This is a genomic window from Rhodococcus sp. UNC23MFCrub1.1, from assembly GCF_000686025.1.
GTDB lineage: Bacteria > Actinomycetota > Actinomycetes > Mycobacteriales > Mycobacteriaceae > Rhodococcoides.
The window spans coordinates 156297-177832 of record NZ_JMLQ01000006.1 but is presented as its reverse complement, the minus strand read 5'-3'; the positions used below and the strand labels follow the sequence as shown (position 1 = coordinate 177832).

23 protein-coding genes and 1 pseudogene are annotated in these 21536 nt (G+C 69.8%); 16 read left to right on the top strand and 8 right to left on the bottom strand.

Annotation, left to right across the window (positions count from 1 at the left end; genetic code table 11):
* Positions 1–15 precede the first annotated feature (15 nt).
* The 3 genes from BR07_RS24900 to BR07_RS0115700 are packed head-to-tail and all read right to left on the bottom strand — an operon-like array spanning position 16 to position 1201.
* Entirely contained in the window at positions 16–336 is a 321-nt protein-coding gene (locus BR07_RS24900) for a hypothetical protein (protein WP_037186113.1), read from the bottom strand.
* On the bottom strand, positions 333–719 hold the full coding sequence (locus BR07_RS24895) for a hypothetical protein (RefSeq protein ID WP_231476392.1): 387 nt from the start codon (positions 717–719) through the stop codon (positions 333–335). The genes BR07_RS24900 and BR07_RS24895 overlap by 4 nt, the downstream gene beginning before the upstream one ends.
* Positions 716–1201 carry an Asp23/Gls24 family envelope stress response protein gene (locus tag BR07_RS0115700; RefSeq protein WP_027506260.1) on the bottom strand — a complete coding sequence of 162 codons (486 nt, stop codon included), beginning with the start codon at positions 1199–1201 and terminating at the stop codon, positions 716–718. Before BR07_RS0115700 ends, BR07_RS24895 begins: the two co-directional genes overlap by 4 nt.
* Positions 1202–1323: 122 nt before the next feature.
* Here BR07_RS0115700 and BR07_RS0115695 point away from each other — a divergent pair, with 122 nt between their 5' ends.
* The 7 genes from BR07_RS0115695 (at position 1324) to BR07_RS0115665 (ending at position 6207) form a co-directional block, all read left to right on the top strand.
* On the top strand, positions 1324–1863 hold the full coding sequence (locus BR07_RS0115695; RefSeq protein WP_231476391.1) for an RNA polymerase sigma factor: 540 nt from the start codon (positions 1324–1326) through the stop codon (positions 1861–1863).
* Positions 1854–2306, top strand: a complete 453-nt coding sequence (locus BR07_RS0115690) for a hypothetical protein (protein WP_027506259.1) — start codon at positions 1854–1856, stop codon at positions 2304–2306. Before BR07_RS0115695 ends, BR07_RS0115690 begins: the two co-directional genes overlap by 10 nt.
* Before the next feature lie 43 nt (positions 2307–2349).
* On the top strand, positions 2350–2817 hold the full coding sequence (locus BR07_RS0115685) for an SRPBCC family protein (RefSeq protein ID WP_027506258.1): 468 nt from the start codon (positions 2350–2352) through the stop codon (positions 2815–2817).
* Positions 2817–4031: a PQQ-dependent sugar dehydrogenase gene (locus BR07_RS0115680; RefSeq protein ID WP_037186110.1), complete on the top strand. Its 1215-nt coding sequence runs from the start codon at positions 2817–2819 to the stop codon at positions 4029–4031. Before BR07_RS0115685 ends, BR07_RS0115680 begins: the two co-directional genes overlap by 1 nt.
* 141 nt (positions 4032–4172) lie before the next feature.
* Positions 4173–4445 (top strand): GlsB/YeaQ/YmgE family stress response membrane protein, encoded by a 273-nt coding sequence (locus BR07_RS0115675; RefSeq protein ID WP_027506256.1) that lies wholly within the window; start codon positions 4173–4175, stop codon positions 4443–4445.
* Positions 4446–4555: 110 nt separating this feature from the next.
* A complete protein-coding gene (locus tag BR07_RS0115670; RefSeq protein ID WP_027506255.1) occupies positions 4556–5269 on the top strand; it encodes a phosphatidylserine decarboxylase in 714 nt (237 codons plus the stop codon).
* Positions 5270–5352: 83 nt separating this feature from the next.
* Positions 5353–6207, top strand: a complete 855-nt coding sequence (locus BR07_RS0115665; protein WP_231476405.1) for a CDP-alcohol phosphatidyltransferase family protein — start codon at positions 5353–5355, stop codon at positions 6205–6207.
* On the opposite strand, the gene BR07_RS0115660 is transcribed toward BR07_RS0115665, so the two are convergent.
* A complete protein-coding gene (locus BR07_RS0115660) occupies positions 6204–6914 on the bottom strand; it encodes a type 1 glutamine amidotransferase (RefSeq protein WP_027506253.1) in 711 nt (236 codons plus the stop codon). The genes BR07_RS0115665 and BR07_RS0115660 overlap by 4 nt on opposite strands.
* 75 nt (positions 6915–6989) lie before the next feature.
* Here BR07_RS0115660 and BR07_RS0115655 point away from each other — a divergent pair, with 75 nt between their 5' ends.
* A complete protein-coding gene (locus tag BR07_RS0115655; RefSeq protein ID WP_027506252.1) occupies positions 6990–9182 on the top strand; it encodes an AAA family ATPase in 2193 nt (730 codons plus the stop codon).
* A 1-nt stretch (position 9183) separates the two neighbouring features.
* On the opposite strand, the gene BR07_RS0115650 is transcribed toward BR07_RS0115655, so the two are convergent.
* The gene (locus BR07_RS0115650; protein ID WP_027506251.1) at positions 9184–9933 is read right to left on the bottom strand and encodes an isocitrate lyase/PEP mutase family protein; all 750 of its coding nucleotides are present in this window, start codon (positions 9931–9933) and stop codon (positions 9184–9186) included.
* Positions 9934–10000: 67 nt separating this feature from the next.
* Here BR07_RS0115650 and BR07_RS26310 point away from each other — a divergent pair, with 67 nt between their 5' ends.
* Complete coding sequence (locus BR07_RS26310) at positions 10001–11251, top strand: hypothetical protein (RefSeq protein WP_027506250.1); 1251 nt, start codon at positions 10001–10003, stop codon at positions 11249–11251.
* Positions 11248–12660 (top strand): hypothetical protein, encoded by a 1413-nt coding sequence (locus tag BR07_RS24885; RefSeq protein WP_027506249.1) that lies wholly within the window; start codon positions 11248–11250, stop codon positions 12658–12660. Before BR07_RS26310 ends, BR07_RS24885 begins: the two co-directional genes overlap by 4 nt.
* 11 nt (positions 12661–12671) lie before the next feature.
* Here BR07_RS24885 and BR07_RS0115635 read toward each other — a convergent pair whose 3' ends face one another.
* Positions 12672–13082, bottom strand: a complete 411-nt coding sequence (locus BR07_RS0115635; RefSeq protein ID WP_027506248.1) for an NUDIX hydrolase — start codon at positions 13080–13082, stop codon at positions 12672–12674.
* Positions 13083–13217: 135 nt separating this feature from the next.
* On the opposite strand from BR07_RS0115635, the gene BR07_RS0115630 reads away from it, so the two are divergent.
* The 6 genes and pseudogenes from BR07_RS0115630 (at position 13218) to mnhG (ending at position 19602) form a co-directional block, all read left to right on the top strand.
* Entirely contained in the window at positions 13218–16043 is a 2826-nt protein-coding gene (locus BR07_RS0115630; protein WP_027506247.1) for a Na+/H+ antiporter subunit A, read from the top strand.
* Complete coding sequence (locus BR07_RS0115625) at positions 16040–16609, top strand: Na(+)/H(+) antiporter subunit C (protein ID WP_027506246.1); 570 nt, start codon at positions 16040–16042, stop codon at positions 16607–16609. Before BR07_RS0115630 ends, BR07_RS0115625 begins: the two co-directional genes overlap by 4 nt.
* Entirely contained in the window at positions 16606–18249 is a 1644-nt protein-coding gene (locus BR07_RS24880) for a Na+/H+ antiporter subunit D (RefSeq protein WP_037186104.1), read from the top strand. Before BR07_RS0115625 ends, BR07_RS24880 begins: the two co-directional genes overlap by 4 nt.
* Positions 18246–18911 (top strand): Na+/H+ antiporter subunit E, encoded by a 666-nt coding sequence (locus tag BR07_RS24875; protein ID WP_231476390.1) that lies wholly within the window; start codon positions 18246–18248, stop codon positions 18909–18911. The genes BR07_RS24880 and BR07_RS24875 overlap by 4 nt, the downstream gene beginning before the upstream one ends.
* Positions 18908–19159: pseudogene (locus tag BR07_RS24870) on the top strand (monovalent cation/H+ antiporter complex subunit F); the annotation flags it as partial. The gene BR07_RS24875 and the pseudogene BR07_RS24870, both read left to right, overlap by 4 nt.
* Before the next feature lie 95 nt (positions 19160–19254).
* Complete coding sequence (mnhG, locus tag BR07_RS0115605; protein WP_027506245.1) at positions 19255–19602, top strand: monovalent cation/H(+) antiporter subunit G; 348 nt, start codon at positions 19255–19257, stop codon at positions 19600–19602.
* A gap of 15 nt (positions 19603–19617) precedes the next feature.
* Here the strand turns inward: mnhG and BR07_RS0115600 are convergent, their stop codons facing one another.
* Both BR07_RS0115600 and sodC read right to left on the bottom strand, forming a co-directional pair.
* Positions 19618–20733, bottom strand: a complete 1116-nt coding sequence (locus tag BR07_RS0115600) for a glutamate--cysteine ligase (RefSeq protein ID WP_037186102.1) — start codon at positions 20731–20733, stop codon at positions 19618–19620.
* Between the two features lie 41 nt (positions 20734–20774).
* The gene (gene sodC, locus BR07_RS0115595) at positions 20775–21506 is read right to left on the bottom strand and encodes a superoxide dismutase[Cu-Zn] (RefSeq protein WP_027506243.1); all 732 of its coding nucleotides are present in this window, start codon (positions 21504–21506) and stop codon (positions 20775–20777) included.
* Positions 21507–21536: the final 30 nt, after the last annotated feature.

Below are 21536 nucleotides of genomic sequence, written 5' to 3'. Positions count from 1 at the left end.
GATCGTGGAGAGCGGTCAGTTCTCCCGGGAGGGAGAACGTGGGTCCGTGGGTCTGGGTGGCCGGTCGGCCGAGCTCGTGGGCAGGTCGACGTAGGTGCGCCGCGTGGGCAGCAGTCGCCGGACCCGGGACAGGCGGCGAACGGCGAGCCGTCGTCGGGAGACGCCGACGACCACCTGCGTCGCGACGGTCCCGCGGGAGAACTTCGCGTCGATGTCGCGCAACGCACGGATGAGCGACTCGGCGTCGCCCCCGGCGTCGGGATGGTGCGCTCTCGCCGCGGCACGCCGAGCCTCGCGATAGGCGGGGTCGGCGTGCGGCGGACGAGGCTGGGTCACGGGCGGAGAGTACCCCCGGGAGCCGAGGTCGACCCCGGCTCGGAGGACTCGGTCGGTTCCGGTCCGGAGGACCCCGTGTCGGCGCCGCCGTCCGACGGCGACGCCACGTCCTCGACCACGACGTGCACCGGGGCATCGACCACCGCACGGACCGCGCGGCGAACCGCGTCGGCCGTCTCGCGTACGACGGCGTCCGGGGTCACGGCGATGTGGATCTCGGTCCCGTCGTCCCGGATCGCGACCCCGGCGACGCGCCTACCGGGAAGGTAGGTGCCGATCTCGCCGAACATCCCGCCGTGCAACGAGGCGACTCCGTCCACCGCGACGACCGCGTCCGCGACGAGATCGGCGCGATCGCTGCCCGACGGTGCCGCGGGGCTCATCGAACGCGTGCGGGTGCTGCGTCGTCGCGCTCGTCTTCTTCCTCGAACAGGAAGACGTCGTGCACGGTGATGTTGACCTCGGTGACCTGCAGGCCGGTCATCCGCTCGACCGCGTCGATCACGTTGCGACGGATGCCCGCCGCGAGATCCGCGATGGACACGCCGTAGTCGGCCACGATGTCGATGTCGACGGCTGCCTGGCTCTCGCCGACCTCCACGGACACGCCCTGCGAGTGGTTGACCCGGGCGCCGGGGATGCGCTCGCGCAGTGCACCGATGGCGCGGGTCGCGCCGCCGCCCACGTCGTGCACGCCCTGGACCTCACGGGTGGCGATGCCGGCGATCTTGGACACGACGACGTCCGCGATGGTGGTGCGGCCGTCGGACGCGACCAGTGCACCGGTGGAGTCGGTCTTCTTGTCCAGCGCACCGTTCGAGCCGGAGGCGGTGGTGGACGTGGTGGATCCCTGTGCTGTCGTCATCTACGTCATCCTTTCGGGTTCGTTGTGTCGGGAGTAGGTCGAGGCGGACCGAGGAAAACGTATGCCAATGTGACGTATGCCACACCACTGTCGTTTCACACCCGCTGGTTCGAATCTGCTCCGTGGACAGCGATGCGGCTCTCGTCGACGCTGCGGTCATCGGTGACCGCGGCGCGTTCGAGGAGATCGTCCGCACGCACGGTCCCGCGATGTTCCGGTACGCCCGCAACATGTTGCGTGACGACGGCGTCGCGGAGGAGGTGGTCCAGGACGCGTTCGTCGCGGCCTGGAAGAGCCTCGGCAACTACCGGTCCGACTCGGCGCTGCGCACATGGCTGTTCGGCATCACCGCACACAAGGCCATCGACGCCACGCGGCGCCGCATCCCCCGTCCGCACGAGGAGTGGCTGTTCGACGACGCCGTCAGCGACGTGTCGGACGATCCGGAGGTGCGGGCGACGGAATCGGGGTTCCTCGCCGAGCTGCGCGTGGCCCTCGGGGCACTGCCACAGATGCAGCGCTCGTGCTGGTTGCTCCGCGAGGTCGAGGGAATGACTCATGTCGAGATCGGGGAGATCCTGTCCATGTCGCCGTCCGCGGTGCGCGGTCAGGTCACCCGCGCACGAACCACTCTGAGCGAGAGGATGGCGTCATGGCGTTAGACACGGCGGACGAGCCGGACGATCCCGTGCTCAGCCGCGCCGCACAGGAACTCCGAGACGAGGAGGTGCCGTCCTGGGTCGAGGCCAGCACGGCGATCCTCGCCGCACTCCGCGCGACGGCTCGGCGGACACGCGCGCTGGACGCCTCGCACCCGGGCTTCGTCGACGGCGACTCGCTCCGGGTGGGCGACCACCTGGTGCTCCTGTCCATCGCCCGCGCCCTGTCGGAACTGCCCTGCGGGGTCAAGGGCATCGAACTCGACGTCGACGGACGCCGGTGTACCGGGGTGTCCCTGGACATCGCCGTGACGTACGGCCAGGACATGGCCGCGCTGGCGGTGACACTGACCGGGAGGACGGCCGACGCAGTGAACACCACGCTCGGCACCGCTCTCACGGCGGAGGACGTCGCGGTGCACGTCGTGGACGTCCTACTACCCTGACGGCGTCACCACCCAGCCTGCCTGAACACACCGGGAGAACTCCATGGCCACACCCCTGTCCGTCAGCGTCGACATCGATGCACCGCCGAGCGCGGTCTGGTCCGTGGTGTCCGACCTGAAGCGCATGGGTGAGTGGAGCCCCCAGTGCGCGGTGATGAAGGTGTTCGGCCCGCTGCGCGTGGGCACTCGCACGCTCAACGTCAATCGGCGCGGACCCCTCGTGTGGCCCACGACGTCGCGGGTCGTGCGCCTCGAGCCCGAGCGACTGCTCGCGTTCCGCATCACCGAGAACCACACGGTGTGGTCCTACTTCCTGGAACCGACCGAGACGGGCACACGCGTGACCGAGCGTCGCGAGGCACCCGGCGGCACCACCAAGGTCTCCGACACCGCGGTGCGACTGGTGCTGGGCGGCACACGCAACTTCGAGGCCGAACTCGAGCGGGGCATGGCGTCCACCCTGGCGAAGATCAAGGACGCGGCCGAGAGTTCTGCTCGTACCGTGAAGTGATGACCCCTCGCGCCCGCACGACCCGCGCCCTCGCCGGCCTCGCCCTGTCCGCTGCTCTGGCGACGACCGCGTGCTCGACCACGACCGAGTCCGACGCCTCCCCCGCGGCCGGCACCCCCGAATCGCCGACATCCCAGGCAACGACACCGGGACCGACATCCGCGGACGCCGCGGACGCCGTCCCGAACGTCGTCGTCTCCTCACTGGCCACGGGGCTCGATCATCCGTGGGACGTAGTCCGGGCGCCGGACGGCACCGTGATCTTCGACGAGCGCCCCGGCCGCTTCACCGCGATCCGGCCCGGTGGTGAGCCGACACCGATCAGCGCCGATCTCGGCGATCTGTTCGTCGGATCGGAGACCGGTCTGATGGGCCTCGCACTGTCACCGACCTTCGAGACCGATCGGACCCTGTACTCCTGCCAGGGCATTCGAGGCGACGACCCCACCATCGGCGTGGTCGCATGGACCGTGGCCGACGACTACGCGAGCCTCACGCGTGAGCGCACCGTCGTCTCCGGGTTCCCGGTCACCTCCGGTCGCCACGGCGGATGCCGGGTGCTGGCGAACGCCGACGGCACCCTGTTCATCGGCACCGGCGACTCGGCTCAGGGCACCGTTCCGCAGGACCCGACGTCGCTCGGCGGCAAGGTCCTCCGGGTCGACGCCGCCACGGGCGCACCGGCCGCAGGCAATCCCGACCCCGCGAGCCCGGTCTTCACACTCGGCCACCGCAACGTCCAGGGACTGGCCGCCCGGCCCGGCACCGATCAGATCTTCTCCGTCGAACAGGGCACGTCGCGGGACGACGAGGTGAACCTCCTCGCGGCGGGCGGCAACTACGGGTACCGCCCGGACCGCGGCGGCGGCTACGACGAGTCCGTCGCGATGACCGATCCGGACCGTGTACCCGGCGCCCGGAACGCGGTGTGGAGCTCGGGCCCGAGCACCATCGCCACCGCGTCGGCCACGTTCCTCGACGGTGACGCCTGGGGCGCGTGGAACGGCATGCTCGCCGTCGGCGTGCAGAAGGGCCAGGAGGTCCTGCTCCTCGATCTCTCCGACGACGGCACCACGGTGGACGCGCAGTCGACGATTCCCGCTCTCAGCGAGTACGGCCGCATCCGCACGGTGTCGGCACAACCGGAAGGGACGCTGCTCGTGACGACCGACAACGGCGACACCGACCAGATCCTGCTGGTCACACCGCAGTAGTTCCGCCGTCACACAGTCGAGGCCGGATCGTGATGTGCCGACGGTCGGCTTAACGTTTGCTGAGTATCGGGGCCGGGTACAGAAGGTCAGTAGTCATGCCCGGTCCACGGGCAGCAAAGCTGATCTGAAAGAGGTTCCATCATGTTGGGTCTGGGCATCATCGGTTGGATCATCATCGGCGGACTCGCCGGATGGATCGGCAGCAAGATCATGAAGACGGATGCGCAGCAGGGCATCATCCTCAACATCGTCGTCGGCATCATCGGCGGCCTGCTGGGTGGATTCCTGCTCCGCGCGTTCGGCGTCGACGTCCAGGGCGGCGGCATCATCTTCAGCTTCGTCACGTGCCTCATCGGCGCGTGCATCCTGCTGTTCATCGTCAAGGCAGTCACGGGACGCGGTTCGCGCGTCTGACGCAGACCCCACCTCTCGGGGCCCCTCACGTAATCTGTGAGGGGCCCCGAGTCGTGTCCGCACTCCCCTCGGGCCGTGAGAGTCCGCCCGAATCGACGTAAGAGGAGCCCGTGGCCCGCAGACCTGTCCCCCCTGGTACGCCTGAACCGACCGGAGCAGGACACATCGTGGACCTGGTGCGGCGCAGCATTCCGCCGCTGCATCCCGCCGGTGCCCCGTTCGTCGCGGTGCCGTTGGCGCTCGCCGGACTCGGCCGCCGCCACCGGATCGTCCGCACCGCCTCGCTGCTCGCCGCCGGAGCCATGGCGGGCTTCTTCCGCCACCCTCCGCGCGTCCCGCCGAATCGGGCCGGGGTGGTCGTGGCCCCTGCCGACGGTGAGGTCGCACTCGTCGACCACGCGGTGCCGCCCGCCGAGTTGAACCTCGGCACCGCTCCGCTGCCGCGGGTCAGCATCTTCCTGTCCGTGCTCGACGTCCACGTCCAGCGCGTCCCGGTGTCCGGCACGGTCGAGGCCGTGGTGCACAAGGCCGGACAGTTCCTGTCGGCCGACCTCGCCGACGCCAGCGAGGTCAACGAGCGCACCAGCATGCATCTGCGCACACCGTCGGGTCACGACCTGGCGGTCGTACAGATCGCCGGACTGCTCGCGCGACGCATCGTCAACACAACGTCCGTGGGCGATTCGCTCACCATCGGCGACACCTACGGACTGATCCGCTTCGGTTCGCGCGTCGACACCTACTTCCCGGAGGGGTCGCGGACGGCGGTGATCGTCGGGCAGCGCGCCATCGGAGCCGAGACGGTTCTGGCCGAGCTTCCGTGAGCGCGGCACGCGAGCAGGCCGACGAGTCCACCGGCCGCCAGGGCGCGGTCCGCCTGTTGCCCAGTGCCGTCACGGTGCTGGCGATGTGCGCAGGACTGTCCGCCGTGAAGTTCGCGCTCGACGGTCGACTCGGGTTGTCGCTGGCCATGATCGGCGCAGCCGCCGTCTTCGACGCCCTCGACGGTCGCATCGCACGCATGCTCGACGCGACCAGCCGGATGGGAGCCGAGCTCGACTCGCTCGCCGACGCCATCTCCTTCGGCGTCGCGCCGGCCCTGGTGCTGTACGTGACGCTCCTCGAGGGCAGCAGCGGCGGGTGGGTCATCGCCCTCATCTACGCGGTGAGCATCGTGCTGCGCCTCGCCCGGTTCAACACACTTCTCGACGACGACTCCCGGCCCGCGTTCGCCGGCGAGTACTTCGTGGGTGTCCCCGCTCCGGCGGGGGCCCTGGTCACACTCCTCCCGCTCGCTGCGGAGGAGCAGTGGGGCAACGGCTGGTGGTCCTCGTACTACGTCGTCGCCACCTGGGTGGTGCTGTCGGCCCTGCTCATCGTCAGCCGTATCCCGACGATGGCGTTCAAGACCGTCTCGGTTCCGCCGAGAATGGCGACGTTGCTGCTGATCCTCGTCGGCCTGGCGGGCGCGGCACTGATCACGTTCCCGTTCGTGCTGCTCATGGTCCTGATCGTGTTGTATCTGCTCCACATCCCGTTCGCGGTGCGGTCGCAGCGATGGGTGGCCGCGCGGCCCGAGACGTGGGAGGCCAAGCCCGCCGAGCGACGGGCCGTACGACGAGCGATGCGCAAGGACCGCCCGGCACGCACCGGTATCGCCCGGCGGCGGCGTCCCGCCCGCGCCACGGCGAGTTCGGCTCGGCTCCGACTCCGGTCACCGAGCGCCCGAGCAGCCGACGTCCCGCCCCGCGACGAGATCTAGCGGGACACTCCCGCACGAGCGAGGACCGCGTCGATCAACCGGGAGCAGGCCTCGATGGAGGCCTGCTCCCGGCGCGCGACCTCCGCGCGGATCGCGGGGACGTCCACACTCGCCTCCACCTCCGCCCGCACTCCCCGTGCGTCCCACCCCTCGATCCACGACTCGAACACGTCGACCGTGATCTCCGGGTGGAACTGCAGACCGATGTGCGGTCCCGAGACGAAGGCCTGCAGTGCGGCCGCCGTGGTCGCGAGCGGCTCGGCGCCCGGCGGGAGCGTGAACGTGTCGTCGTGGAACTGCATCCACGGACCCTGGGGGATCAGCTCGTCGGACTCCGTCCGCACGGTCACGAATCCGTGCTCCGACTCGGCCGCACGCGTGACGGTCCCGCCGAGCACCCGCGCGAGCAGCTGACCACCGAAGCACACACCGAGAACCGGAACGCGCTGCGCGACAGCGTCACCGAGCCAGGTGATCTCCTCCGCCAGCCACGGGAGCGCATCGTCGTAGGCGGCGTCGGGTGAGCCCATCAGCACGATCAGGTCGAACGACGAGGCCGTGGGCCGGTCCGCGTCGCGGCTGTCACCCTCGAACGAGAAGGTCGTCGTCTCGAATCCGCGATCGCGGAGAGCCGGGCCGATCGAGCCGACGTTCCGGACGCCGAGGGCGTGGTCACGTTCGTGGAAGACGAGGGCGGCACGGGTCATGCGCGCAGCATAAACGGGCCAGGCTGCACACGCTGGAGCGAGAGCCCGGGCCGGTCGGCTCGATAGGCTCGGGGAGTGAGCACCCCCGATCTCGCCCTGACCGTTCGCCTCACCACCTCCGCCGCCGATGCCCGCCGCGGGGTGGTCCGTGTGCACGCGGAGGTGCTCACCGCGCTCGGACTGCGCGAGTGGGACGCCGTCGAGTTGATCGGCGCGAGGCGTACCGCCACCGTGGTGGCACAGGCACCGGCCGGAACGCCCACGGGGACCGTGCTGCTCGACGACGTGACGATGTCGAACGCGGGACTGACGGAGAACGCGTCGGTCGTCGTCGCTCCCGTCTCGGTGCAGGCGGCACGCACCGTCCTGGTGCACGGATCCGCGACGACCACCGCGCTCGACGACGCGACGCTGCGCCGAGCACTGCTGGGAAAGGTGGTCGTCGCGGGCGACGCCGTGTCGCTCCTGCCCCGCGACCTGGGGCCGGGCACCTCCACCGCGTCGGTCTCGCAGACGCTCTCGCGCACGGTCGGTGTCGCGTGGACCACCGAACTGCTCACCGTCACGTCGACCGACCCGGCCGGCATCGTCAGCATCCAGCCCACGACGGCCGTGACGCGCGGCGCCGCTGCCCGCGGACAGTCGAACGACCGCGCGACACCCCGCCCCGTCGAGGCTCCGCCCCAGCCCGTGATTCCGGTGGACGACCTGGTCGGTGTACGCGACCAGGCGGCGAAACTGACGGAGTGGCTCGAACTCTCGCTCGATCGCCCCGAGCTGCTCCGCACTCTCGGCGCGTCGGCCCAGCTCGGCGTCCTGGTCACCGGGCCGGGCGGCGTGGGCAAGTCCACCTTCGTCCGCGCCGTCGCCGCCGGTCGCAGGCTGGTGGAGATCGACGGTCCGTCGGTCGGGTCGCTCGCCCCCGAGGACCGGTTGGCCGCAGTGGTCGCCGCGGCCGATCGACTGACCGACAGTCCCACCGGTGCAGTGCTTCTCGTCGGTAACGTGGATGCGCTGCTCCCCCTGTCCGCCGACGGACGGGGCTCTGCGGCGGATCCGGTGTCGACTCTCGTCCTCGATCGCCTGCGACAGGTGGTGCAGACACCGGGAACCGTCCTGATCTGCACGACGTCACGGCCGGACGCCGCTGATCCGCGTCTGCGCGGACCTGATCTGTGCGATCGCGAGCTCGCACTCCCGCTTCCGGGGTCGGTCGAGCGCGCCGCGTTGCTCGAGGCGCTGCTACGTGATGTTCCGACCCGGAAGATCACCCCTGCCGAGATCGCCCTGCGCACACCCGGATTCGTCGTCGCGGACCTCGCAGCCCTGTGCCGGGAGGCAGCCGTCCGGGCCGCGGTGCGTGCCCACCGGGACTCGGCCGAGCCCGTTCTCACACAGGACGATCTGGTCGGGGCCTTGTCGGTCATCCGGCCACTCTCCCGGTCGGGCACCGAGGAACTCGCGGTCGGCAGCCTGACCCTCGACGACGTCGGCGACATGGTGGAGACGAAGCGGGCGCTGACCGAAGCGGTGTTGTGGCCGCTACGCCATCCCGACTCCTTCGCGCGGCTCGGTGTCGAGCCGCCGCGGGGCGTGTTGCTCTACGGCCCGCCGGGGTGCGGCAAGACGTTCGTCGTCCGGGCACTCGCCAGCTCGGGGCAACTCAGCGTGCACGCCGTCAAAGGCGCGGAGTTGATGGACAAGTGGGTCGGCTCGTCGGAGAAGGCCGTCCGCGAACTGTTCCGGCGAGCACGAGACTCGGCACCGTCGCTCATCTTTCTCGACGAGGTCGACGCCCTGGCACCGCGCCGCGGGCAGAGCAGCGATTCCGGCGTCGGCGATCGCGTGGTGGCCGCGTTGCTCACGGAGATGGACGGTGTCGAGCCGCTGCAGGATGTCGTGATCCTCGGCGCGACCAACAGGCCCGAGCTCATCGACCCGGCACTGCTGAGGCCCGGACGACTGGAGAAGTTGGTGTTCGTACCGCCGCCCGACGCCGAGGCGCGTCGCGCGATCCTCGCGACGGCCGGAGCCTCGGTGCCGCTGGCGGACGACGTCGATCTCGACTCTCTGGCCGAGGATCTCGACGGGTACTCCGCCGCGGACTGTGCGGCACTGCTGCGCGAGGCGGCTCTCGCCGCGATGCGCCGCGACGTCGACACCGCCGTCGTGACAGCGGACGACGTCGCGACTGCGCGCGACGCCGTCCGGCCGTCACTCGATCCGGTGCAGGTGGCCGCTCTCGAGGCCTACAGCACGAGGGATTAGGTCACGCCCAGTCGGCGAGCACCTCGTTCGCGCGCTCGGCGAGCACCATCTGGAAGATCGGGCCGAAGCTGACACGGCCGACACCCAGCTGCGCGAGGGCGGACTTCGAGTTCTTCACCGGGTGGCCGATGGCGTTGACCGGCAACGGGAGCTCCGCGGTGAGTCGCTTCTGATCGTCGTCGCTGTGGAAGCCGACCGGGTAGAGCACGTCGGCACCGGCAGCGGCCGCCAGCTTCAGGCGGGCGATGGCGCGATCCACGCGATCGTTCTCGTCACCGATCTGCTTGACGAAGAGGTCGGTACGGGCATTGATCACCACGTGGACGTCGGTGGCATCCGAGGCTGCGCGCAGTGCACCGACGAAGTCGGCGTGCTCCTGCGCCTCACGCAGACGGCCGCCCTCGCTGTGCACGGTGTCCTCGATGTTCAGGCCCACCGCACCCGCGTCGATCAGTCCCTCGATGAGACGCTTCGGGTCCTCGCCGTAGCCCGACTCGATGTCGACGGAGATCGGCACGTCGACGGCGGCAGTGATCTGGCGGATGCGAGTGAGCAACTCGTCGAAGGTGATGCCCTCGTTGTCCGGCTTGCCGATCGAGTCGGACACCGGGTGCGAGCCGACGGTCAGGGCAGTGAAACCCGCGCTCACCGCGAGGTTCGCCGACCAGGCGTCCCAGACGGTCGGAAGGATCACCGGGTTTCCGGGGACGTGCAGTTCGAGGAGGGTCGTGGCCTTCGTTGCGAGTGTCATGCTCGGGGCAACCGAGGGGGGCCGCTGTCGATTCCCGAAACCGGATGAAGACCGATAGGTTCGCCGCGTGAGCGCATCCGGTGGACGTCTCGACGCCGTGTCGACGCCGATCGCCCTCGTCGTCGGTGCGGGCACCGCCGTGCATGCCGTGACGTCGCCCGATCTCGTCGCCGACACCGGCAACGGCCCCGCAGCGGTGGTGGCAGCCGTGGCCGTGGCCGCGCTGCTCACGGGACGATCGAGCAGAGCCGCACCCGCGGTCCTCGCTGCCGTCGGCGGCGCAGCGCTGGTTCTGGGCACTCTCGGATCCTCGGCCGCCCTGTCCCTGCTGGGGGCGCTCGGCAGTGGCGTCGTCCTCGGCGTGCTCGCGGTCCTCGCCTCGGTCCGACGCCTGTGGGTCGCCGCGTTCGGAGTCGCGTCGACCGTCTCTCTGGTCCTGAGCATCACCGTCGTCGCGATACCGCGGCGCTACGCCTCCTACGTCGACACCGACACGACGACGTCCCGCACCATCGCACTCGTCGCCGCGATGGTGGTGACAGTGCTCGCGATCGGTCTGCAGTCGAGGACGCAGCGCTCGTCCCGGAGTTCCTCGACTCGCACCGCCCTGACGGCAGTGATCGTCGCCCTCGTCGGACTCGTCCCGGTGCTGGTCACGAACCTGACGGCCGCCGCCGGAGCAGCCGGGCTGGGCGCGGTGACCACGACGGCCGCGTGGTCGGTGTCGACGATCGTCGTCACGCTGGTGCTCGTCGGTGTCGCTCTGGCACTGCCGAGCGGCGGCGTCCTCGTCGTCGCGGGCACCGTGCTGTGGTTGTCGACGCGGCCGGCCTCCGTCGTCGTCCTCACGACGGCAGGCACCACGGCCCTCCCCCTTCTCCTCGTCGTCGGTGTCGCACTCGCCTGCGCGGTGGGCGCCGCGGCAGGCGCCCGTGCACGACCCACGGTGGGCACACCGCTGGCCATCCTGTGCTGCGCGGCCGTGGTGGCGGCGATCCACCTCGGGACGTCCTCCTCCGGGGTGGCCGTCATCGCCGCGGCGCTCGCGACCGGCGCCGTCGTCGGGGCCGGCGCCGCGTCCGTCGACGTGCCGTCACCCGCCGCTGTTGTCGGCGCCGGCCTGCTCGTCCCCCTCGCTCTGACGACCATGCCCTCGTCCCCGATCTCGGCGGACTTCGGCTGGACGGCGTACACGCCCCTCACCCTGCAGTCGGGGTCCGTCACCCTCACCGAGCCCACGGCAGGGACACTGGTGACGGTGACCTGCCTCGCTCTGTGCGCCGTCGGCGCCGAACTGATCCGACGGCGCCGCGGGTGAGACACCACATCGCCCTCGCCGCCTCCCTCCTCGCAGCCGCGCTCGTCGGAGCTCTCGGCGCTCTCGCGTGGTCCGGCCCCCGCAGCGACACGTGGCCGTTCGCGGCCACCGTCGACGATCTGATCGGGTGGTCGTCCACCCAGTCCACCGCCACCGTGGTCGGGCAGGTGCTGGTGGTGGTCACCGTCGCGCTGGCCGTCGGACTGCGGATGCCGACACGCATCGCCCCCTGGGTGTGTGCGGCCCTGCTGGTCGTGGTGCTCGCCTTCACCAAGGTGGCGATTCCCGATGCGGCGAGCCTGGCCGTCTTCACCGCACTGCACATTCTCAAGTCGTGCGTGGCCGGCGTCCTGGTCGGCCTCGTCCTGCACGCCACCCGGCGATCCGCCGCCGGATGGGTGGCCCTCGCGACCGGCGTGCTCGGCGGAACGCTGCTCGCCTCCGTCGGAACGACCGCCGCGTCCGCCGCCTTCGTGGCGACGCGTCTCGACAGCACCAGTGTGTTCGGCGAACCGGCCTGGTGGTTGATCGGCTCCGCGTTCACGGCGTGCATCGTCGCCGCCGTTCTGCATCGACCGGCCGCCGATCCCGACGAGGACCCGACCGCTCGCGAACTGGTGCGGCTCACCGTCTACGCGGTGATCGTCGCCGCCGTCTGCCGCGTGGGTGTCGAGATCGTCGGCACCGGCGAGTACGCACTGTGGAAGGCGATCGTCGTGCTGATCGTGGCGCTCGTCGTCGTGGACCGCGTCGCCGCACGGTGGGAGTCGGCCGACGCACGAACGGTGCTGGTCGCGATCCTCGTCACCGCCTCTGCCGTCGCGATGTGGAACGTGGGCGCCCGCACCCTGCTCGACTCCCGGCTGCTCACCGTGGTGGGCGTGGGCGGACTGGTCCTCGGCGCCGTCCTGGCCTGGCGGCTCCCGGTCGGACGCATCACGTCGTGGCTCACCGCCCTGGCACTCACCGCGCTGCCGATGGGCGCTGCCCTCGTGAGCGTCGACGAGGTGTCGGCGGCAGCACTCGGGGTGGTGGCCGCGCTCGTTCCGATCGCCCTGACCGCCGTCACCGCGGATCCGCACGCGACGGTGCGGCCATTGGCGGCGGCGCTGCCCGGGCTCGCGATCCTCGTCGCTGCGGCGGCGCCGGTACCGGCGCAGACACTCGACCCCGAGTGGCTGAATCAGCTGTCGATCGGGTCCGACCAGCCCACCGGCGACGCGTACACGGGGAGCCTGTCGGTGATCGGCGACCTCGACACTGTCATGGCCGAGTACACGTCCACCGACCTCACCTCCGCCTACCTCCTGCTCGGGGTCGCCGCGCTCTGCACGCTGCGCATCGTGTGGCTGTCCCGGCGCACAGATGCCCCCGAGCCGGACTCCGAGCCCCCTGCACCCCATGCGTGAGCACGGGTTCCTCAGATCACCAGGCCCTGCGCCTGGAGGTGCCGGAAGACGCGCATCGATCCCGGCGCGACATCCGGCATGGCGGCGTACTCGGCGACGGTGAACCACCGCAGATCAGCGATCTCGCTGGTGGCCCGAGGTTCGCCGGTGAGGTCGGCGGAGAAGCACGTCATGTGCAGATCACGGCCGAGGGGGTCGCCGAACGCCGGGCACTCGACCACGCACAGCAGGTGCACCGACGACTCGACGACGTCGACGCCCAGTTCCTCTCGCACCTCGCGGTGCAGCGCCTGGAGTGGTGTCTCACCGGGATCGATCTTGCCGCCGACCATGTAGAACGCACGCTTGCCGACCGACCGGGCCTGCAGCATCCGGCCGTCACGGACGAGGGCGAGGGCGGCGGTGCGCAGTGGTTCGGTCATCGCCCGGTGACCATACCCGTACCGGGGGTGGGTATCGCTGACCGCGAGGGCGTGGACCCGCACCGGTAGTATGGAGTGGACGACGTCTCGTGCGTCCGACACCCCGCCGCCCCGACGTCCACGACGGAGTGCCTCTTGCTTTCCATTCTCGTTGCCCACACGGTGGCCGCGCTGATCGCGCCGCTTCTCGTGCGCCTGTGGGGACGACAGGCTTTTCTTCCGCTCGCCGCGGTGCCGGCCGCCTCGCTCGTCTGGGTGGCCGCGAACTGGAACACCGAGCAGCGACTGTCCATCGAGTGGGTCCCCGGACTCTCCATGAACATCGATCTGCGCTTCGATTCCCTGGCCGCGGTCATGTCCACGCTGGTGCTCGGAATCGGCGCACTGATCCTGCTCTACTGCGCTCGCTACTTCGAGGACGACGAGCCCCGTCTGGGCATCTTCGCCGCGGAGCTCGTCGCGTTCGCCGGTGTCATGTTCGCGCTGGTCACCAGCGACAACATGCTGATGCTCTACATCTTCTGGGAATTGACGACGGTGCTGTCGTTCCTGTTGGTCGGGCACTACGCCGAGCGCGCCTCGAGTCGACGTGCCGCGACGCAGGCTCTGCTGGTCACCACGGCCGGCGGTCTCGCCATGCTGGTCGGCATCATCGTGCTGGGCCAGACGGTGGGCAGCTACAACCTCTCCGACGTCATCGAGGCGGCTCCGCGCGGCTGGTTGGCGGGCACCGCCCTGGTCCTGGTCCTGGTCGGTGCGCTGAGCAAGTCGGCCATCGTTCCTCTGCACTTCTGGTTGCCCGGCGCCATGGCCGCGCCGACACCCGTCAGCGGGTACCTGCACGCCGCCGCGATGGTCAAGGCCGGCATCTACCTGGTGGCGCGTCTCGCACCGGGCTTCGCCGACGCCGGGCCCTGGCGCTTCACCATCCTCACGCTCGGTCTGGCGTCGATGCTCGTCGGCGGCTACCGCGCACTGCGTGCGTACGACCTCAAGCTCGTGCTCGCATTCGGCACGGTGAGCCAGCTCGGCTTCCTCGTCGCCATCGTCGGCATCGGTTCGCGGACGGCGATGCTCGCGGGCCTCGCGATGGTCCTCGCCCACGGCTTCTTCAAGGCCGCGCTGTTCATGGTGGTGGGCATCATCGACCACTCGACCGGCACCCGCGACGTGCGCAAGCTCGCGCATCTCGGGGACCGGTCACCCGTTCTCGCCGCGACGGCCGTGATCGCAGCGGCGAGCATGGCGGGCCTTCCGCCGTTCCTCGGTTTCATCGGCAAGGAGACCGCGTTCGAGTCGACGCTCGACTCGGACGCGATGGGTCCGCTCTCGTCTGTGCTGGTGCTGGCCGCGATGGTCGTCGGCTCGATCCTGACCGTTGCCTACAGCCTGCGCTTCGTGTGGGGCGCCTTCGGTCGCAAGAAGCTGCGGCAGCCCAGCGCCGCCGTCGCCTCGATGCACACACCGGGATGGTTCTTCCTTTTCCCGCCCGTGCTGCTCGCCGTCCTCGGACTGGTGGCCGGCCTCGCCGCGCCGGTCGTCGACACCCTGATCGCGCCGTACAGCAAGACCCTGCCGTCCTACGGCGCGGAGGACTACCACCTCGCGCTGTGGCACGGCGTCAACCTCCCGCTGGGTCTGACCGTCGTCGTCATCCTCGTCGGCGTCCTGCTCTACCGAGTGCACAAGGCGATCGCGCGAACGGTCCCGGCCGTGCCGCTGAACGCCGACCGGGTGTACGACCGCGTCCTCTACCTGATGGACCTGCTGTCGCTGCGCCTCACCGGAACCACCCAGCGCGGTTCGCTTCCCGGCACGCAGGCGACCATCCTCGCCACCCTCGCTCTGTTCCCGCTCGTGTCGCTGATCGTCTACACCCGTACCGGCGTCGAGAGTCGTCTCGCCGACTCCCCGATCCAGCTCGTCGTGGGCGCCATCATGGTCGCGGCCGCGATCGGCGCCGTGGTGATGAGGAACCGTCTGGCAGCGGTGCTGCTCGTCGGTGTCACCGGCTACGGCTGCGGTGTGCTGTTCGCGGTGCACGGTGCGCCTGACCTCGCGCTGACCCAGTTCCTCGTCGAGACGCTCACGCTGGTCGTGTTCGTTCTCGTGTTGCGCAAGCTGCCGGCGGAGATCGACGAGGGGCGCGCGTTCGGCCGCAAGCCGGCACGCGCTGCCCTGGCCGTGCTCGTCGGCATCACGGTCACGCTGGTGGGAGCGTTCGCGATGAACGCACGTAGCACCCGCCCCATCGCGGAGTTGCTCCCGGACGCCGCGTACAACTTCGGTGACGGCAGCAACGTGGTCAACGTGATCCTGGTCGACATCCGCGCCTGGGACACCCTCGGCGAGATCTCGGTGCTGCTCGTCGCGGCCACCGGCGTCGCCAGCCTGGTGTTCCGCAATCGTCGCTTCGGCAGTGCGCCGCGCGTGTCCGACGCCCCGTCGGCGATGGACGGCCAGCAGGTCGCGTCCGAGATCACGTGGCTCAGCGGCAGCGATCTCATCGACCCCAAGCACCGCGTCCTGGTCCTCGAGATCACCACTCGCCTGGTGTTCCCGACGGTCATGATGCTGTCCATCTACTTCTTCTTCGCCGGCCACAACGCGCCCGGCGGCGGCTTCGCGGGTGGACTCACCGCCGGCCTCGCCCTCGTGCTGCGCTACCTCGCCGGTGGCCGCTACGAGCTCGGCGAGACGGTGCCGTTCGACGCCGGGAAGATTCTCGGCATCGGCCTCCTGTTCGCCGGCGGTACGGCCCTCGCCTCGTTGTTCCTCGGAGCACCGGTGCTGTCGTCCGCCACCTTCGAGGTGACGCTCCCGATCCTCGGCGACATCAAGATGGTGACCGCCCTGTTCTTCGACCTGGGTGTCTATCTCATCGTCGTCGGACTGGTTCTCGACGTCCTTCGAAGCCTCGGAGCGCGCCTCGACGCGCAGATCGAAATGAGCCGCCAGTGACCGCGAACATCGGAATGCTCGTGGTCGTCGCCGCGCTGATCGCGGCCGGGGTCTACCTGCTGATCGAACGCAGCATCATCCGGATGCTGCTCGGCGTGCTGCTGATGGGCAACGGGCTGAACCTGCTGATCCTCACCTCCGGCGGTGGGTCGGGCAATCCACCCGTGGTCGGACGCGTGTCCGAGGTCGCCGACGGTGACGCGGATCCGTTGGCGCAGGCCCTGATCCTCACGGCCATCGTCATCACGATGGGCATCGCCGCCTTCGTGCTGGCCCTGGCGTACCGGTCGTACACGATCAACATCGCGGACGTCGTCGAGAACGACCCCGAGGACACCAAGGTGCTCACGCGTCGCAGCCTCGCGGACGCTCCGGACCGCGACAAGTCCGACGATCCGATCACCGGCGAGCCCGGCGAGGCCGGAGACGCCTTCGACAAGGACGGAAACCCGATTCCTCTCGACCAGATCGCCAACCGCGAGGACCTCGAGTGCTACGAGGATCTCCACGAGGGCAAGTTCCGTGACCGGGACGACGTCTCCACGCCGGCGGGTGACTCCCGATGACGCTGTCGCCGACCATCATCGGAACCCTCACCCCGCTCCCGGTCCTCATCCCGCTGCTCGCGGCCGCCCTGTGCCTCGTGCTCGGTCGGAAGCCACGCGCGCAGCGGGCGGTCACCATCGTCGCGCTCGTCGCCGTGACCGCCGTCTCGTGCGTCCTGCTCTACCTGGCGGACCGGGACGGCACCACCGCGCTGCAGGTCGGCGGGTGGGAGGCGCCGATGGGCATCACCCTGGTGGTCGACCGCCTGTCCGCTCTGATGCTGGTGGTCTCGTCGATCGTGCTGCTGGCCGTCATCGTCTACGCCGTCGGGCAGGGCATCCGCGACGGTGACGCCAATCAGCCGGTGTCGATCTTTCTACCGACGTACCTGGCGCTCACGGCGGGTGTGTGCAACGCGTTCCTCGCCGGCGATCTGTTCAACCTGTACGTGGGGTTCGAGGTCCTGCTCGTCGCGTCGTTCGTGTTGCTGACGCTCGGTGCCAGCGCCGAACGGGTGCGTGCCGGCGTCTCGTACGTCATGGTCTCCGTCGTCTCGTCGATGATCTTTCTGGCGGGCATCGCCGCCACGTACGCGGCCACGGGCACTCTGAACTTCGCCCAGCTCGCGCTGCGTTTCGACGACATCCCGCAGGGCACGCGGCTCGCGATCTTCTCGATCCTGCTCGTCGCGTTCGGCATCAAGGCCGCGGTCTTCCCGCTGTCGGCCTGGCTCCCCGACTCCTACCCGACGGCGCCCGCGCCGGTCACCGCCGTGTTCGCGGGCCTGCTCACCAAAGTGGGTGTGTACGCGATCATCCGGACCCACACGCTGCTCTTCCCGGACGGCGCCATGGACAACGTGCTGCTGGTCGCCGGTCTGCTCACGATGGTCATCGGCATCTTCGGTGCCATCGCCCAGAGCGAGATCAAGCGTCTGCTCTCGTTCACGCTGGTCTCGCACATCGGCTACATGATCTTCGGTGTCGCGCTGTCGACGAAGGCCGGTCTCTCCGGGTCCGTGTACTACGTGGCCCACCACATCCTGGTGCAGACCACGCTGTTCCTCGTGGTCGGTCTCATCGAGCGCCAGGCCGGGTCGTCGTCGCTGCGCCGGCTCGGTGGTCTCGCCGCGGCCAGCCCGCTCCTGGCCATCCTGTTCCTCGTTCCCGCGCTCAACCTCGGCGGCATCCCCCCGTTCTCCGGCTTCATCGGCAAGGTGGCGCTGCTGCAGGCCGGTGCGGACAAGGCGAGCGTGCTGGCCTGGGTCCTCGTCGCGGGCGGCACGATCACCAGCCTGCTCACGCTCTACGTCGTCGCCCGTGTGTGGACGAAGGCGTTCTGGCGCGCCCGCGCCGACGCCCCGGACGGCGAGATGTCGGACGACTCCCCCACCGCGCTGCTCGACAACGCCAACGACGTCGACTTCGACAGCCGCGTCGATCCGGGCCGGATGCCGGTCGGGATGCTCGTCCCCACGGTGGGACTGGTGCTCGTCGGACTGTCGCTCACCGTGTTCGCCGGACCGTTCATCGGGATCAGCGACCGCGCCGCCGACGACCTGCGTGACCGCAACGTCTACATCTCGGCCGTGCTGGGCACCGTCGACGATCCCGTCACCTACGCGGACGGACGCGACGCACCGGCGGAGGGAGGACGATGACCCTCATGAGTCGCGACGTCGCCCTCAAGGCCGCGTTGCTCGCATGGCTCACCGGCGTGTGGGTGCTGTTGTGGGGCAACGTCTCCGCGGCCAACATCCTGGGCGGTCTCGCGGTCGGCACGTTCGTGATGACCGTGCTCGCGCTCCCGCGCGTTCCGGTCGAGGGCCGGGTGCACCCCCTGTCGGTGGTGCGACTGATCGGCGTGCTCGTCTGGTACGCGGCGGTGTCCAGCGTCCAGGTCGCCTGGGCCGCGATCCGTCCCGGACCGTCACCCGTCAACGCGGTGCTGCGCTACCCGGTGCAGATCAAGTCCGACCTGGTGCTGACGTTCATGGTGGACGCGCTGAACATGGTGCCCGGCACCATGGTGCTCGACATCGACCGCGAGGATCGGGTGCTGTACATCCACGTCCTGGACGTCGCGAAACCCGATGCGGTGGAGCAGTTCCGCACCATCGTGCGTGCCTACGAGACGGCCTTCATCTCCGCGTTCGAGCGCGACCCGGAATGGCACCCGGCCACCGAGATCGAATCGATGGCGGACACCGACGTGGACAGCGTGGCCGACACCGTCGACGACATCAGCACCGACTACTCCGACAAGTCCGGCGACGAGAGTTCGTCCGCCCGCAGGTCGGACCGGAAGGAGGACCGGTCGTGACCGTCGTCCTGATCGTCTCCGGCGTGATGCTGCTGTCCGCCGCCGTCATCACCGCGTATCGCCTTCTCGCCGGCCCCAACTCGCTCGACCGCCTCGTCGCCGTCGACACGCTCATCGCGCTCACGGTCTGCGGGGTGATGGTGTGGGCGGTGTACTCCCGCGACACCACGCTGGTGCCGTCCATCGTCGCGCTGTCGGTGGTGGGCTTCGTCGGGTCGGTGAGCGTGGCGCGGTTCCGCGTCGCCGACACACCCGAGACCCGGCGCGCCGCGGCCGCCGCCACGGCGCGGACCCCGCACCCACCCCGCGGAGACGAGTCCCGCGACCGACGGCAGGGGAAGTCATGACACTCGTCCTCGACATCATCAGCGGCACGATGATCATCCTGGGATCGATCCTCGCGCTCACGGCGGCCATCGGAGTCGTCCGCTTCCCGGACACGTTGTCCCGCATGCACGCCGCCACCAAGCCTCAGGTGGTGGGGTTGATCCTGATTCTCATCGGCGCGTTCATCAGCCTGCGCGGCAACGTCGACATCTGGATGATCTTCCTCGTCGGCGTCTTCACGGTGCTCACGGCGCCGATCATCGCGCACACCGTGGGCCAGGTCGCCTATCGCGAGCAGAGCAGCCGTGACGACCTCTTCATGGTCGACGAGCTGCGCGCGGACGAGCGCAACGACCGAGCCTGATCAGCGACGTTCTGGTCAGCGAAGTTCGGAGATGAGCGAGTCGACGACGGCGATGAGGTCGCCCCCCGACCTCTCCGCCACGGCACGCTGACGCTGATACGACGCACCCTGGCGCGGGATGTCCGCGACGCGGCCCAGCTCGTCCGCGCACCCCAGCCGCACGGCGATCGGGGTGAGCTTCTCCAGCAGGTCGAACAGGTCGTCGGTCATGAGCCGCTCGTTGCTGTCGGCGTCGAGCACGATCTCGGCGTCCAGCCCGTACCGCGCGGCGCGCCACTTGTTCTCCTGCACGTGCCACGGCGGGATCGTGAGCAACGGCTCGCCGGCATCGAGCCGTTCGTCGAGATACACCACGAGACAGTGGATCAGGGCGACCAGGGCACCGAGCTCACGCTTGGTGGACACCCCGTCGCACACCCTGATCTCGATGGTGCCGAGCCGCGGCACGGGACGGATGTCCCAGTGCATGCCGCCGAGCTGCGAGATGACGCCGGTCTTCATCTGGTCGTGCACGAAACCCTCGAACTGCGACCAGGTCTCGAACTGGAACGGCAGTCCCGCGGTGGGGAGCTGCTGGAACATGAGCGCGCGGTTGCTGGCGTAGCCGGTGTCCGACCCGGCCCACATCGGGGACGACGCGGACAGCGCGAGCAGGTGCGGGTACTGCAGCAGGATCGAGTTGAGAATCGGGAAGACCCGGTCGGCGGAGCGGAGTCCGACGTGGACGTGGACGCCCCAGATCAGCATCTGCCGACCCCACCACTGTGTGCGCTCGATCAGCTCGTCGTAGTGCGGGGCCGCGGTGAGCTGTTGCGACGACCACTCGGCGAACGGGTGTGTCCCGGCGCAGAACAGGTCGACTCCCAACGGATCCGCGGCGCGGCGCACCAGATCCAGCGACTCGCTCAGATCGTCGATCGCTTCACCGACGGTGTCGCAGATGTCGGTCACCAACTCGACCGTGTTGCGCAGGAGTTCCTTCGTCACGCGCGGCGTGTGCGCTCCCGCGAGTTCCACGACGCCGTCCATCACCTCGGACGCGGTGTTCGACAGATCCCGCGACACGCGGTCGACGAGCGCGATCTCCCACTCGACGCCGATGGTCGGACGCTCCGACCCGGCGAACGGCACCGTGGTCGAGCTCGACTCGTTCTTCAGGGGGACGTGCCCGTCTACTCGGACTCGACGACCGCGCAGGCGACGCGGCTGCCGGCGTCGCCCGTACTGAGGGTCGTCGCGTCGGGAACGGGCTGGCCGTCGGGCAGCGTGTAGCGCGTCGGGATGTTGGCGAAGTTGTCGGCGCCCGAATGGACGATGACGGCCACGCCGCCGCGCAGGTCGTCGAGCGTGACCGAGTCGGTCGTCGTCGTGAGGTCGGCGGTGCCGTCCTCACGCACCTGCAGCGAGGTCAGGTCGCCGCTGGCCGGATGGCCGGTGTTGCCGTTCACCTGCAGGTGACCGCCGGCGGACAGGAATGCGCCGGGCTCGCCGCCTGTGGGAGCGACCGAATCGGGCTCGCACACGGGGTTCTGATGCATGTGCAGGCCGTGGAAGCCGGGGGTCAGACCCTCTGCCTCGACGGTGACCTCGAGGTGCCCGTCGACCTCGGCGAAGGAGACCGTGCCCATGGTCTCGCCCTCGGGGCTGCGCAGGTCGCCGGTCATCGCGGCCTCGGTCGCCGAGCCCCCGCCCTCGGAACCCTCGCCGCCCGCGCTGTGGGACTCCTCGCCGTGCTCGGAACCCGCGGGTGCGGCGGAGCTGGTGAAGACGGGCGGAGTCGTGCCGGCGACGTCGCTGGCTTCCTCGCCGTTGCTGCAGGCCACCATGCCGAACAGGGCTACTGCGGCGAGAGGCGCCACGACGAGGGTGCGAGGTGCGACTCGGCTGCGCTTCCAGCTGGCCATGGTGAAGGTCTCCTAGATGTGTGGGGACGT

What these genes read in the sequence shown, in the direction of transcription:
- BR07_RS24895 (WP_231476392.1), bottom strand. Translation starts at nt 719, where the DNA reads ATGAGCCCCGCGGCACCGTCGGGCAGCGATCGCGCCGATCTCGTCGCG.
- BR07_RS0115700 (WP_027506260.1), bottom strand. Translation starts at nt 1,201, where the DNA reads ATGACGACAGCACAGGGATCCACCACGTCCACCACCGCCTCCGGCTCG.
- BR07_RS0115690 (WP_027506259.1), top strand. Translation starts at nt 1,854, where the DNA reads ATGGCGTTAGACACGGCGGACGAGCCGGACGATCCCGTGCTCAGCCGC.
- BR07_RS0115685 (WP_027506258.1), top strand. Translation starts at nt 2,350, where the DNA reads ATGGCCACACCCCTGTCCGTCAGCGTCGACATCGATGCACCGCCGAGC.
- BR07_RS0115680 (WP_037186110.1), top strand. Translation starts at nt 2,817, where the DNA reads ATGACCCCTCGCGCCCGCACGACCCGCGCCCTCGCCGGCCTCGCCCTG.
- BR07_RS0115675 (WP_027506256.1), top strand. Translation starts at nt 4,173, where the DNA reads ATGTTGGGTCTGGGCATCATCGGTTGGATCATCATCGGCGGACTCGCC.
- BR07_RS0115665 (WP_231476405.1), top strand. Translation starts at nt 5,353, where the DNA reads ATGTGCGCAGGACTGTCCGCCGTGAAGTTCGCGCTCGACGGTCGACTC.
- BR07_RS0115660 (WP_027506253.1), bottom strand. Translation starts at nt 6,914, where the DNA reads ATGACCCGTGCCGCCCTCGTCTTCCACGAACGTGACCACGCCCTCGGC.
- BR07_RS0115650 (WP_027506251.1), bottom strand. Translation starts at nt 9,933, where the DNA reads ATGACACTCGCAACGAAGGCCACGACCCTCCTCGAACTGCACGTCCCC.
- BR07_RS0115635 (WP_027506248.1), bottom strand. Translation starts at nt 13,082, where the DNA reads ATGACCGAACCACTGCGCACCGCCGCCCTCGCCCTCGTCCGTGACGGC.
- BR07_RS24880 (WP_037186104.1), top strand. Translation starts at nt 16,606, where the DNA reads ATGACGCTGTCGCCGACCATCATCGGAACCCTCACCCCGCTCCCGGTC.
- BR07_RS24875 (WP_231476390.1), top strand. Translation starts at nt 18,246, where the DNA reads ATGACCCTCATGAGTCGCGACGTCGCCCTCAAGGCCGCGTTGCTCGCA.
- mnhG (WP_027506245.1), top strand. Translation starts at nt 19,255, where the DNA reads ATGACACTCGTCCTCGACATCATCAGCGGCACGATGATCATCCTGGGA.
- sodC (WP_027506243.1), bottom strand. Translation starts at nt 21,506, where the DNA reads ATGGCCAGCTGGAAGCGCAGCCGAGTCGCACCTCGCACCCTCGTCGTG.